This is a genomic window from Methylobacterium sp. B1 (assembly GCF_000333255.1).
GTDB classification, from domain to species: Bacteria; Pseudomonadota; Alphaproteobacteria; order Rhizobiales; family Beijerinckiaceae; genus Methylobacterium; species Methylobacterium fujisawaense.
Genome location: NZ_BACT01000199.1, coordinates 1 through 12233, shown reverse-complemented (window position 1 = coordinate 12233; position 12233 = coordinate 1). Strand labels below are relative to the sequence as shown.

Here is a 12233-nt window from a genome sequence, read left to right as displayed (position 1 = left end):
CACGGTCGCGCCGAAGCCGATCGAGGTGCCCTTGCCGCGCTGGGAGATGATCCGCTCCAGCCCCGCGAAGGCGCCGCCGCAGATGAACAGGATGTTGGTCGTGTCGACCTGCAGGAATTCCTGCTGCGGGTGCTTCCGGCCGCCCTGGGGTGGAACGGAGGCGACCGTGCCCTCCATGATCTTCAGGAGCGCCTGCTGCACGCCCTCGCCCGACACGTCGCGGGTGATCGACGGGTTGTCGGACTTGCGGGAGATCTTGTCGATCTCGTCGATGTAGACGATGCCGCGCTGCGCCCGTTCGACGTTGTAGTCCGAGGCCTGGAGCAGCTTGAGGATGATGTTCTCGACGTCCTCACCGACGTAGCCGGCCTCGGTGAGGGTCGTGGCATCCGCCATGGTGAACGGCACGTCGAGGATGCGGGCGAGCGTCTGCGCGAGCAGCGTCTTGCCCGAGCCGGTCGGCCCGATCAGCATGATGTTGGACTTGGCCAGCTCGACGTCGTTGTGCTTCGTCGCGTGCGCGAGCCGCTTGTAGTGGTTGTGCACGGCGACCGAGAGGACCTTCTTGGCGAAGTCCTGGCCGATGACGTAGTCGTCGAGGACGCGGCGGATCTCCTTCGGGGTCGGCACCCCGTCGCGGCTCTTCACCAGCGAGGATTTCGACTCCTCGCGGATGATGTCCATGCACAGCTCGACGCACTCGTCGCAGATGAACACGGTCGGGCCAGCGATCAGCTTGCGGACCTCGTGCTGGCTCTTGCCGCAGAACGAGCAATACAGCGTGCTCTTCGAGTCGTTGCCGCCAGTCTTGCTCATATCGGTCTCCGATTCCTCGCGTCCGCAGCCAGCAAGGGGGCGGACGCGCATCGTTTGAATGTAGGGGGCCCGTTTAAAGAAACAGTGTGCTGCGCGCCTTTGACCGAAGGGCCCGATCTCGGATGCAAACACGCTGCCGCGGCGGGATCAAGGCCGCGCCGCGGCGGTCAGGCGTCGCGGATCCGATCAGGCGGCTGCCGGCTCGGGGCGCTTCTCGATCACCTCGTCGATGAGCCCGAACTCCTTGGCCGCGTCCGCGGTCATGAAATTGTCGCGCTCAAGGGCGGTGTGGATCGTGTCGTAGTCGCGACCCGTGTGCTTCACGTAGATCTCGTTCAGGCGCCGCTTCAGCGCCTCGATCTCGCGGGCATGGATCAGGATGTCGGTCGCCTGGCCCTGGAAGCCGCCCGACGGCTGATGGACCATGATCCGGGCGTTCGGCAGGGCGAAGCGGTGGCCGGGCTCGCCGGCGGTGAGCAGCAGCGATCCCATGGAGGCGGCCTGGCCGACGCACAGCGTCGTCACCGGGCAGCGGATGAACTGCATCGTGTCGTAGATCGACAGGCCCGAGGTGACCACGCCGCCGGGGGAGTTGATGTAGAAGGAAATTTCCTTCTTCGGATTCTCCGCCTCGAGGAACAGCAGCTGCGCCACGATCAGCGACGCGCCGTAATCCTCCACGGGGCCGGTGAGGAAGATGATGCGCTCGCGCAGCAGGCGGGAGTAGATGTCGAAGGCGCGCTCGCCGCGGCTCGATTGCTCGACGACCATCGGCACGAGCGCATTGTTGTAGACGTCGATCGGATCTCTCATCTCGTCCTGCCCAGGAGTGAGGCCCGGGGCTGCCGCGAATCAGGGCAGCCCCGGGCATGTCAGCGAACACCGGCGATGCTTAACCATCGCCTAACCCTTGCCCGCCGTCGCTCGGACAGGGCGGGACTCAGTCGGCCTTTGCCTCGGTCTTGGCCTCGGCCTTGTCTGCCGGCTTCTCGCCGGTCGTGTCGTCGTCATCTTCGTCTGCGAAAAGCGCCTCTTTCGAGACAGGCTCCTCGACGAGTTTGACCTGCCCGAGGACGTGGTCAACGACCTTCTCCTCGAACAGGGGCGCGCGGAGTTCCGCGAGCGCCTGCGCATTCTTCCGGTAGAAGTCCCAGACCTGCTGCTCCTGGCCCGGGAACTGCCGGACCCGGGCGATGAGGGCCTGGTTCACCTCCTCATCCGAGACCTTGATATCGGCGCTCTCGCCGACCTGCGCAAGCACGAGACCGAGACGGACGCGCCGTTCCGCGATCTTCCGGTACTCGGCCTGGGCCTTCTCCTCGGTGGTGTCCTCATCCTCAAAGGTCTTGCCGCGCGTCTTGAGGTCCTGCTCGACCTGGGCCCACACCGCGGCGAATTCCTGCGCCACCAGGGACGGAGGCAGCTCGAAGGCGTACTTGCCGTCCAGGGCGTCGAGGAGGTCCTTCTTGAGGCGGCGGCGCGTGGCGGCCTCGAAGTCGCGGCCGATCGCCTCCGACACGGCTTCGCGGAGCTTCTCCAGCGACTCCATGCCCATGGACTTGGCGAACTCGTCGTCCACCTTGGCCTCGCCCGGCGCCTGGATCTTCGTGACCGTCACGTCGAACTCGGCGTCCTTGCCGGCGAGGTGCTCGGCCCCGTAGGATTCGGGGAATGTGACCTTCACGAGCGGCTTGTCGCCGACCTTGGCGCCGACGAGCTGGTCCTCGAAGCCCGGGATGAACGAGCCGGAGCCCAGCTCCAGATCGATGCCCTCGCCCTTGCCGCCCTGGAACTCCTCGCCGTCGATGCGGCCGACGAAGTCGATGGTGACGCGGTCGCCGCTCTGGGCCTCCGCGCCCTCGTCGCGCTCGGCGAACGGGCGGCCCTGGCCGGCCATGCGCTCCAGGGCCTCGTCCACCTCCGCGTCGGAAGGCTTGGCGACGCGCTTGGTCAGGCTGACGTCGGAGAGGTCGGCGAGTTCGAAGCTCGGCATCACCTCGAGGGCGACCTTGAAGGCGAGGTCACCCTTGGCGTCGAGCGCCTTCTCGACCTCGGCCTGATCGCTCGGGAACTCGACCTGCGGCTCCAGGGCGAGCTTGAGGCCGTTGTCGGCGACGATCTGGCGATTGGCCTCGTTGACGGCGTTCTGCACCACCTCAGCCATCACGGAGCGGCCGTAGACCTTGCGCAGATGCGCGACCGGCACCTTGCCGGGGCGGAAGCCCTTGAGCTGCACCTTGTCCTTCATGCCGGACAGCTCGTTGGTCAGGCGCTCCTCGAGTTCCTGGGCGGCCAGCAGAACCTGAAACTCGCGCTTCAGCCCCTGGGCGTTGATCTCGGTCACCTGCATCGTCGTCGTCGCTCTTCAAAGAAACCTGGGTTCGCCGGGCGGGCCGGCGTCGTGCTCGCGCGGACCGGGATGCCGAGATGTCGGGTACGGGACGGAGGGTCCCGAGGGGACCGCTACCGCAGCAGACGTCCTGGTGCGGGCGGAGGGGCTCGAACCCCCACGTCTTGCGACACTGGAACCTAAATCCAGCGCGTCTACCAGTTCCGCCACGCCCGCGCGCGCCGACATCCGGCGCATCGCCGGCCGCCGGAAGCGCGCCCTATAGCATGGGCCGGCCGGCCCGCAGCAAAAAACTTACCCCTGTGGCGCGGGAGCCGACACGCCGCTATGGAGCGAACCCGTCGCGAGCCGCAGCCGAGATCCCATGCCGCCATCCCGCCCCGTGCCGCCGACCGATTCGCGCGCCGGCTCGCCGTCGCGCCGGAGCCTCCTCGCCACCGCCGCCGCCTTCGGGCTGGTGCCGGACGCGGCGCGGGCCCAGGCGCCGAGCCCGCCCCCCGGCAACGGGGCGGCGTCTCCGGCGCAACCGGAACCGGCCGCCCTGCCGGCGGCCCCCGGCCGGGCTCGGTTCCGGCCGGAGCCCGCGCCCGAAACGCCGGTCTGGTGCTTCGACGGCAAGGCCCTGCCGCCCGTCGTCCGGGTCAAGCTCGGCCAGCCGGTGCGGCTGAAGGTCGAGAACCGGACCGACAAGCCGCTCGCGTTGCACTGGCACGGGGTGCGCAACGTCAACGCCATGGACGGCGTCGGCGGGGTGACCCAGGCGCCGATCCCGCCGGGCGGCGACTTCCTCTACGCGTTCACGCCGCCGGATGCCGGCTCCTACCTGATCCGGCCGTTGGTCGTCGGGGGGTCGAGCGAACCGTCGGGGCGCGGGCTCGCGGGCATGCTGGTCGTCGAGGAGGCGAATCCGCCCGCCGTCGATGCCGATGTCAGCGTCGTCCTGCAGGATTGGCGGCTCGAGGATGACGGCACGCTCATGCCCTTCGGGCAGGTTCCGCTCGCCGCCGCACACGGGCGCCTCGGCAACCTCGTCACGGTCAACGGCAAGCCGGTGCCGGGCATCTTCGAGGCCCGCCCCGGGGCCCGGGTCCGCCTGCGCCTCGGCAATGCCTGCAACGCCCGGGCGACGCGCATCAAGTTCGAAGGCGTCAAGGTCTATGTGGCGGCGGTCGACGGGCAGCCGACCGACACGTTCGAGCCGCTCCGGGCCACCCTGCCCTTCCCGCCGGGAACCCGCTACGACCTGCTCGTCGACCTGCCGGAGGAGGAAGGCGCCACCTGCGCGATCCACGCGCTGATCGGCAAGGGCCTCATCCTGGCCAGCGTCACCACGAAGGGCGCCAAGATCACCGAGAAGCGGCCGCCGATCGGGCCGATCGGCGAGAACAAGCGCCTGCCGGCCGAGGTCAAGCTCCAGAACGCCCTGCGCCGCGACGTCGTGATCACCGGCGGCGCCTTCGTGCCGAAGGACAAGGGAGGCGCCAAGGACGGTCCGGCGCCCGACGCCGTCTATACGGGCGATCCGCAGAAGATCTGGTCGGTGAACGGTGCGAGCGGCACCACGGGCCTCCAGCCGATCTTCTCGGTGAAGCGCGGCCAGGTCGTGGTGCTGGCCCTGCGCAACGACACCGCCTTTCCCCAGTCCCTGCACCTGCACGGCCATTGCTTCCGGCTGCTCCACCCCCTCGACGATGGCTGGGAGCCTTACTGGCTCGACACGTTCCAGCTCCTGGAGGGCAGGACCGCACGGATCGGCTTCCTGGCCGACAATCCGGGGCGCTGGCTGATCAGCGCCACGGTGCTGGAGCGGTTCGACACCGGCCTGTGGACCGTCTTCGAAGTCACCTGAGCGCGGATTCGACGAGGTCCCGGAGCACCGCCGGCATCAGCTCCGGGATGTCCTCGGCGATCAGGCCGGGACCGTGGCGCAGGCCGGCATCGCCGTGGAGCCACACCCCGGCGGCGGCGGCCTCGAAGGGGTCCATGCCCTGGGCCATCAGGCCAGCGATCAGGCCACCCAGCACATCCCCGGAGCCCGCAGTGCCGAGATAGGGGCTGCCGTGGTCGTTGATCGCCGCGCGGCCGTCCGGGGCGGCGACGACGGTATCGGCGCCCTTGAGGACTACGACGGCGCCGGTGAGTTCCGCCGCCGCGCGGGTCCGCGCGACCTTGTCGGCGCCGCCTGCCGCCGCCGTACCGTCGAAGAGCCGCTCGAACTCGCCGGCATGGGGGGTCAGGACGGCCCGGGCATCGCCATCCGCCAAATGGGCGGCGAGAAGGCGCGCCTGCCCGGCGAAGCTCGTCAGCGCGTCGGCATCGAGAACGAGGCCGCGCCCGGCCGCCGCCGCCACGGCGACGCGTTCCCGGGTGGGCTCGCCGGTTCCGAGCCCCGGCCCGGCCAGAACCACATTCAGCCGCTCGTCGGTGAGCAGGTCGTCGAGGTCATCGGCACTCTCGCAAGGCCGCAGCATGATCGCCGTGAGATGCGCGGCGTGCTCGGCGAGCGCCGCGGGCGGCGACGCGACGGTCACGAGCCCGGCGCCGACCCGCAGGGCACCGCGGGCGGCCAGCCGGGCGGCCCCGGTCTTCGTGGCCGGCCCGGACAGCACGAGGGCGTGGCCGCGGGTGTATTTGTGGCTCAATCCGCTGAGCCGCGGGAAGGCTCCGGCCCACAGGTCGGGCCCGTTCCGATGGAGCGGCGGGCCGACGGCCAGACCGGCCGCGAGCGCCTCCGGTCCGGTCCCGATATCCGCGAGGCTGAGTTGCCCGCAGAGGCTGCGCCCGGGTTGGAGCAGGTGTCCGGGCTTGAACGCCACGAAGGTCACGGTCTCCACCGCCCGGATCGCGACACCGCGCACCGCACCGGTATCGCCGTCGATCCCGCTCGGCACGTCGACCGCGAGCACCGGGACCCCGGCGGCGTTCACCGCCTCGACGAGCGCGCGGGCGGCGCCTTCGAGATCGCGCGACAGACCGGCCCCGAACAGGGCGTCGATCACGAGGTCGCAGGACGGCAGCGGGTTGCCGTCGGCCTGACGCACCGGTCCCGTCCAGGCCTCGGCGGCCAGGGCGGCGTCCCCTTTCAGCGCCGCACGCTCACCAAGAAGGACGAGGTCGACGCCGTAGCCGGCCTCCGCCAGCAGGCGCGCGGCCACGAAGCCGTCGCCTCCGTTATTGCCGGGTCCGCACAGGACGACCGTCTTTCCGCCCGCCGGCAGGCGAGCCCGAGCGCGGGCGGCGACCGCGGCGCCGGCAGCCTCCATCAGCCGGAGGCCCGGCACGCCGCCGTCGATGGCTGCCGCATCGACCCGCCTCATCGCCGCGACCGTCAACAACCGCATGTCCGCCCTCCCCTCTGCCCGTGCACCGATCAGCCCTGACTAAAAACGCGCCAAAAACCGGAGAAGCGCCTGAAGGATGTGCGTGGATCGCACATGAAATAGGCACTATGGTTGGGCACGCCGCGAAAACGGCATGGCGGAGGCGTCACGAGGATGTTAGAAATGCCCGGCACCGCAGCGCAGGCCCGAGCGGCATGAAGAAGATCGAAGCGATCATCAAGCCTTTCAAGCTCGACGAAGTGAAGGAGGCGCTCCAGGAGGTCGGTCTCCAGGGCATCACCGTCATCGAGGCGAAGGGTTTCGGCCGTCAGAAGGGCCATACGGAGCTCTACCGGGGCGCCGAATACGTGGTCGACTTCCTGCCCAAGGTGAAGCTGGAGATCGTTCTGTCCGACGCCCTTGTGGAGGGCGCCGTCGAGGCGATCCGCAAGTCGGCCCAGACCGGCCGCATCGGCGACGGCAAGATCTTCGTCTCGACCATCGAGGAAGCGATCCGCATCCGCACCGGCGAGACCGGAACGGACGCGATCTGACGCGGGCCGTCCCGCTCCCGCAACGCTTCTCTGCCTAAGATTTCGCACTGCGCGAATGTCCGGCATCGGCGCGCTCCGCACTGGAGCGCCGCCTTCCACACCCCACATCATCGGGAACGGCTGGCCTGATCGGCCACTTGAACCCGATGCAGGAGGATGTGCGATGGCCGCGACGGACCCGCGCGAGAGCGCCAAGATCTACGATCTGTCCGCATTCCGGCGCTCGCGCCTGACCGCGCGGGCCGCTCCGGACGCGAAACCCGCACCCGTGCCGAGCCTCGGCGGCGGCGCGTGGTACCACGAGGCGGCGATCCGCGACGACGAGCGCCCGCGCCGATCCTGAGACCCGAAACTCGGGCGTGCCGCCCGTCCACGGACCCCGCGATACCCATACGTTACAGGGCCGCCGAGCGGAGCTCGCTATCCTGAAGCGCCGGCGCGGGTCACGGACCGGCCCATCCGATCCGGAAACGGCGAAGCCGGACCCGAGGGCCCGGCTTCGTTCGTTCTGTGGGAAGCTGACGCTTCCGACGCGTCTTACGCGGCTGCAGCGGCCTCGGCCGGCACGGAAGCGATCGTCTTCAGCACCTGCGAGGCGATCTGGTAGGGGTCGCCTTGGGAGTTCGGACGGCGATCCTCGAGGTAGCCCTTGTAGCCGTTGTTCACGAAGGAATGCGGCACGCGGATCGAGGCGCCGCGATCGGCCACGCCGTACGAGAACTCGTGGATCGAGGCGGTCTCGTGCTTGCCGGTCAGGCGCATGTGGTTGTCCGGACCGTAGACGGCGATGTGCTCCTCGCGGGCGTTCTTGAACGCCTCCATGAGCTTCTCGAAATACGCCTTGCCGCCGTGCTCGCGCATGAACGCGGTCGAGAAGTTGCAGTGCATGCCCGACCCGTTCCAGTCGGTGTCGCCGAGCGGCTTGCAATGGTACTCGACGTCGATGCCGTACTTCTCGCAGAGGCGCTGCAGGAGGTAGCGGGCCATCCACATCTCGTCGGCGGCCTTCTTGGAGCCCTTGCCGAAGATCTGGAACTCCCACTGGCCCTTGGCCACCTCGGCGTTGATGCCCTCGTGGTTGATGCCGGCATCGAGGCAGAGGTCGAGGTGCTCCTCGACGATCTTGCGGGCGACGTCGCCGACGTTCGAGTAGCCGACGCCGGTGTAGTACGGGCCCTGCGGCGCCGGGTAGCCGGAGGCCGGGAAGCCGAGCGGGCGGCCGTCCTTGTACAGGAAGTACTCCTGCTCGAAGCCGAACCAGGCGCCGGCATCGTCCAAGATGGTGGCGCGCTTGTTGGATTCGTGCGGGGTCACGCCGTCCGGCATCATCACTTCGCACATCACCAGCACGCCGTTCTTGCGGGCCGGGTCGGGGAAGTGGCGCACGGGCTTCAGCATGCAGTCGGAGCTGCCGCCCTCGGCCTGCTTGGTGGACGAGCCGTCGAAGCCCCACATCGGGAGCTGCTCGAGGGTCGGGAAGCTGTCGAATTCCTTGATCTGCGTCTTACCGCGGAGGTTCGGGGTCGGCGTGTACCCGTCGAGCCATATGTACTCGAGCTTATATTTGGTCATTCCGGTTCTCTCGTCCGTATCGATGCGCGACCTGGGCAACCCGGGAAGACGCGAACGGCTTGCCGCCTCGTCGACGGCTGCGGCCGCCTTCGCATGGATCGTGCCAGCAGGGCCATTGCCGGAGAACAACGATGCCCTAGAAACGGTATGGCGCGAACACGGTTTCGAGATCGGACGCAATCGCGGACCGATCGTTCTATCCGGCCGCCGATTCCGGGGCCCGGCGGGTGGCAAGGCACGCCCGCGCCGGATATCAAGCCCCGCTTGCCGGCGCACGCGACCGCGTGCGGGTGCGCCCCGAGAGACGATTCAGAGATCCCTGGAGGATGCCCACGATGACCAATGCGGCCGAGGTGCTGAAGACGATCCGGGACAACGACGTGCGCTACGTGGACTTCCGGTTCACCGACCCGCGCGGCAAGTGGCAGCACGTCACGTTCGACGTGTCGCTCATCGACGAGGAGATCTTCGACGAGGGCACCATGTTCGACGGCTCCTCAATCGCCGGCTGGAAGGCGATCAACGAGTCCGACATGCTGCTGATGCCGGATCCGGTGACCGCCACCCTGGACCCGTTCTTCTCGGCCGCGACCATGTCGATCGTGTGCGACGTGCTGGAGCCGGCCACCGGCGAGCCCTACGGCCGCGACCCGCGCGGCACCGCCAAGCGCGCTGAGGCCTACCTGCAGCAGACCGGCATCGGCGACACGATCTATGTCGGCCCCGAGGCCGAGTTCTTCGTGTTCGACGACGTGAAGTTCGGCGCCGACCCCTACCGCACCGGCTTCGAGCTCGACTCCACCGAGCTGCCGACCAACGGCTTCACCGATTACGAGGGCGGCAACCTCGGCCACCGGGTGCAGACCAAGGGCGGCTACTTCCCCGTCCCGCCGCAGGATTCGGCGCAGGACATGCGCGGCGAGATGCTCGCGGCCATGCAGTCCATGGGCGTGAAGGTCGAGAAGCACCACCACGAGGTGGCCTCGGCCCAGCACGAGCTCGGCATGAAGTTCGACACGCTGACCCTGCTCGCCGACCACATGCAGATCTACAAGTACTGCATCCACAACGTCGCGCAGAGCTACGGCAAGTCGGCGACGTTCATGCCCAAGCCCGTCTACGGCGACAACGGCTCGGGCATGCACGTCCACCAGTCGATCTGGAAGGACGGCAAGCCGGTCTTCGCCGGCGACAAGTATGCCGGCCTCTCCCAGGAGTGCCTCTGGTACATCGGCGGCATCATCAAGCACGCCAAGGCGCTGAACGCCTTCACCAACCCGTCGACCAACTCGTACAAGCGCCTAGTGCCGGGCTACGAGGCGCCGGTGCTGCTCGCCTACTCGGCGCGCAACCGCTCGGCCTCCTGCCGCATCCCGTGGACCAAGAGCCCGAAGGCCAAGCGCGTGGAGGTCCGCTTCCCCGACCCGATGGCGAACCCCTACCTCGCCTTCTCGGCGCTGCTGATGGCCGGCCTCGATGGCATCCGCAACAAGATCGACCCGGGTCCGGCCATGGACAAGGATCTCTACGAGCTGCCGCCGCGGGAGCTGAAGAAGATCCCGACCGTGTGCGGCTCGCTCCGCGAGGCGCTCGCCAACCTCGACAAGGACCGGGCCTTCCTCAAGGAGGGCGGCGTGTTCTCGGACGACCAGATCGACTCGTTCATCGAGCTGAAGATGACCGAGGTGCTGCGCTACGAGATGACCCCGCACCCGATCGAGTTCGTGCAGTACTACTCGCTGTAAGGGGATTGCGGGCCGGGCACGATGCCCGGCCCGGATCTCTCCCAGGCCGGGGCCTCTCGCGGGGCCCCGGCCTTTTTCTTGGGGACGTTCCGGAGTTACCCATCCCCTCCTGATTTTGCGGCGCCCATCAGCACGAAGGCCGGGTCGGGACCCGCGCGGCCCCGGGAATGCCCGGGCCGCCGGCCGCCCAGGCGCTAGCGGTCACACGGAGCCCGCCCGATGCTTACCCTCGACCACCTCGTCGTCGTCGCGCCCGATCTCGCGGAAGGCGTGGCGCATGTCCGGGATTGCCTCGGCCTGACGATGCCGGAAGGCGGGCGCCACCGCGAGATGGGCACCCGCAACCATCTGATGCGTCTCGGCGACGCCACGTTCCTGGAGGTGATCGCTGTCGATCCCGAGGCGCCGGTCCCGCCGCGGGCGCGCTGGTTCGGCCTCGGCGATGCCGCACGGGTGCGGGCCGACTGGGATTCGGGCCGGCGGCTGCGCGGCTTCGTCGCCCGCACGGACGATCTCGACGGCGTTCTCGCCGCCCATGGCGCGCTCCTCGGCGCGGCGGCGACGATGACCCGCGGCGACCTGTCCTGGCGCTTCGCGGTGCCCCCGGGCGGGGCGTGGCCGGCGGACGGGGCAGCGCCGTGCGTCATGGATTGGGGGCCACGCGGGAATCCGGCGGGGCGGATGCCGGATCTCGGCGCTGGTCTGGAGGCGCTCATCCTGACGCATCCGGATCCCGACGCCGTCACGGAGCTGCACGCCGCGCTCGGCCTCGCCGATCCGCCGCGGGTCGTGGCGGGCCCCGGCCCGCGCTGGACCGCCCGGATCACGACGCAGTCCGGCCCGCGGACGCTGACCTGAGCACGACGGACCCTCCTCGCCGGCCTGATCGGGTGGGTGACCGGCGAGGAGGGACTGGCCGGGACCCGGAAGCCCTGGCAACCACAACTTACCAGCGACACATCGCGGTGCGGTGACAGGAAAGTCTCACTCCGCACAGGAAGTGTGCAGAATCCTCCGCCTCCTCAAGTATGCGCGAAGATGTCGGTCTCGGGCCAGCCGTCGAGATCGAGGCGGGCCCGGGTCGGCAGGAAAGCGAAACAGGCGGCCGCGAGATCGCTGCGCCCTTCCCGGGCCAGCATCGCGTCGAGCCGGTCGCGGGCCGCGTGAAGGTGGAGCACGTCCGACGCCGCGTAATCGAGCTGGGCCTGCGACAGATTCTCGGCGCCCCAATCCGAGGATTGCTGCTGCTTCGACAGGTCGACGCCGACGAGTTCGCGGACCACGTCCTTCAGGCCGTGGCGATCCGTATAGGTCCGGGCGAGCTTCGAGGCGATCTTGGTGCAGTAGACCGGCGTTGGCATCACCCCGAGCGCCCGATACAGGACCGCCACGTCGAACCGCGCGAAGTGGAAGATCTTGAGGATTTCCGGATCGGCCAGGACGCGCTTGAGCATCACCGGCTCCGGACCGTCTTGCGGGATCTGGACCACGTCGGCCGTCCCGTCGCCGGTGGAGAGCTGCACCACGCAGAGACGATCCCGATGCGGGTTGAGCCCGAGCGTCTCTGTGTCGATGGCCACCGCCCGGCCCGCATCGTAATCGGCGGGCAGGTCGCCGCGGTGGAGACGTACGGTGGGGCTCGGCATCTTTTTCGGACCTTACGGGTTTTTCGGCCGGTAGCATCGGCGTCCAGTGCCGGCAAGCGGCCGGCCGGACGCCGGCCCGGCGGATGGAGAGGCGGATCATGACGGCAGCCGAGGTGATCGCGACGCTGGGGCTGAACCCCATCCCGAGGGCGGCAATTACGCGAGACCTTTCGCGACCCCCGCCGGTGGAGGGGCGCTNCGTCGGCACGGCAATCTACTTTCTGCTGGAT

At 68.9% G+C, this 12233-nt stretch carries 11 protein-coding genes and 1 tRNA gene; 5 read left to right on the top strand and 7 right to left on the bottom strand.

All coding sequences use genetic code 11. The features are described 5' to 3' along the window. From clpX to I53_RS05315, 4 genes are all read right to left on the bottom strand, one after another. The coding region (gene clpX / locus I53_RS05330) for an ATP-dependent Clp protease ATP-binding subunit ClpX (RefSeq protein ID WP_043347499.1) at positions 1–816 on the bottom strand (816 nt) is incomplete at its 3' end. A 186-nt stretch (positions 817–1002) separates the two neighbouring features. Then, positions 1003–1629, bottom strand: coding sequence for an ATP-dependent Clp protease proteolytic subunit (locus I53_RS05325; protein WP_012322036.1), 627 nt, complete (start codon positions 1627–1629; stop codon positions 1003–1005). Between the two features lie 127 nt (positions 1630–1756). Then, complete coding sequence (gene tig / locus I53_RS05320) at positions 1757–3166, bottom strand: trigger factor (protein WP_043347496.1); 1410 nt, start codon at positions 3164–3166, stop codon at positions 1757–1759. 131 nt (positions 3167–3297) lie between these two features. Then, a tRNA-Leu gene (locus I53_RS05315) sits at positions 3298–3382 on the bottom strand. A 148-nt stretch (positions 3383–3530) separates the two neighbouring features. Between I53_RS05315 and I53_RS05310 the strand changes: the two genes are divergently transcribed. Next, a complete protein-coding gene (locus I53_RS05310; RefSeq protein ID WP_043347495.1) occupies positions 3531–5015 on the top strand; it encodes a multicopper oxidase family protein in 1485 nt (494 codons plus the stop codon). Here I53_RS05310 and I53_RS05305 read toward each other — a convergent pair. Next, the gene (locus I53_RS05305) at positions 5008–6507 is read right to left on the bottom strand and encodes a bifunctional ADP-dependent NAD(P)H-hydrate dehydratase/NAD(P)H-hydrate epimerase (RefSeq protein ID WP_043347493.1); all 1500 of its coding nucleotides are present in this window, start codon (positions 6505–6507) and stop codon (positions 5008–5010) included. The two genes, I53_RS05310 and I53_RS05305, sit on opposite strands and share 8 nt — an antisense overlap. 194 nt (positions 6508–6701) lie before the next feature. Here I53_RS05305 and I53_RS05300 point away from each other — a divergent pair, with 194 nt between their 5' ends. Both I53_RS05300 and I53_RS05295 read left to right on the top strand, forming a co-directional pair. After that, positions 6702–7040 (top strand): P-II family nitrogen regulator, encoded by a 339-nt coding sequence (locus I53_RS05300; RefSeq protein WP_003600526.1) that lies wholly within the window; start codon positions 6702–6704, stop codon positions 7038–7040. Positions 7041–7203: 163 nt separating this feature from the next. Continuing rightward, positions 7204–7383: a DUF2735 domain-containing protein gene (locus tag I53_RS05295; protein ID WP_043347490.1), complete on the top strand. Its 180-nt coding sequence runs from the start codon at positions 7204–7206 to the stop codon at positions 7381–7383. A gap of 194 nt (positions 7384–7577) precedes the next feature. On the opposite strand, the gene I53_RS05290 is transcribed toward I53_RS05295, so the two are convergent. Then, a complete protein-coding gene (locus I53_RS05290; RefSeq protein WP_043347488.1) occupies positions 7578–8612 on the bottom strand; it encodes a glutamine synthetase beta-grasp domain-containing protein in 1035 nt (344 codons plus the stop codon). 335 nt (positions 8613–8947) lie between these two features. Here I53_RS05290 and glnA point away from each other — a divergent pair, with 335 nt between their 5' ends. Further along, entirely contained in the window at positions 8948–10357 is a 1410-nt protein-coding gene (glnA, locus tag I53_RS05285) for a type I glutamate--ammonia ligase (protein ID WP_043347485.1), read from the top strand. 219 nt (positions 10358–10576) lie between these two features. Then, positions 10577–11215, top strand: coding sequence for a VOC family protein (locus tag I53_RS05280; RefSeq protein WP_043347484.1), 639 nt, complete (start codon positions 10577–10579; stop codon positions 11213–11215). 164 nt (positions 11216–11379) lie between these two features. On the opposite strand, the gene I53_RS05275 is transcribed toward I53_RS05280, so the two are convergent. Beyond that, entirely contained in the window at positions 11380–12003 is a 624-nt protein-coding gene (locus tag I53_RS05275; RefSeq protein WP_043347481.1) for a ribonuclease D, read from the bottom strand. Positions 12004–12233 lie beyond the last annotated feature (230 nt).

Bases quoted from the DNA above. Each gene is read 5' to 3' on its own strand.
- I53_RS05325 (WP_012322036.1), bottom strand. From the start codon at position 1,629: ATGAGAGATCCGATCGACGTCTACAACAATGCGCTCGTGCCGATGGTC.
- tig (WP_043347496.1), bottom strand. From the start codon at position 3,166: ATGCAGGTGACCGAGATCAACGCCCAGGGGCTGAAGCGCGAGTTTCAG.
- I53_RS05310 (WP_043347495.1), top strand. From the start codon at position 3,531: ATGCCGCCATCCCGCCCCGTGCCGCCGACCGATTCGCGCGCCGGCTCG.
- I53_RS05305 (WP_043347493.1), bottom strand. From the start codon at position 6,507: ATGCGGTTGTTGACGGTCGCGGCGATGAGGCGGGTCGATGCGGCAGCC.
- I53_RS05300 (WP_003600526.1), top strand. From the start codon at position 6,702: ATGAAGAAGATCGAAGCGATCATCAAGCCTTTCAAGCTCGACGAAGTG.
- I53_RS05295 (WP_043347490.1), top strand. From the start codon at position 7,204: ATGGCCGCGACGGACCCGCGCGAGAGCGCCAAGATCTACGATCTGTCC.
- I53_RS05290 (WP_043347488.1), bottom strand. From the start codon at position 8,612: ATGACCAAATATAAGCTCGAGTACATATGGCTCGACGGGTACACGCCG.
- glnA (WP_043347485.1), top strand. From the start codon at position 8,948: ATGACCAATGCGGCCGAGGTGCTGAAGACGATCCGGGACAACGACGTG.
- I53_RS05280 (WP_043347484.1), top strand. From the start codon at position 10,577: ATGCTTACCCTCGACCACCTCGTCGTCGTCGCGCCCGATCTCGCGGAA.
- I53_RS05275 (WP_043347481.1), bottom strand. From the start codon at position 12,003: ATGCCGAGCCCCACCGTACGTCTCCACCGCGGCGACCTGCCCGCCGAT.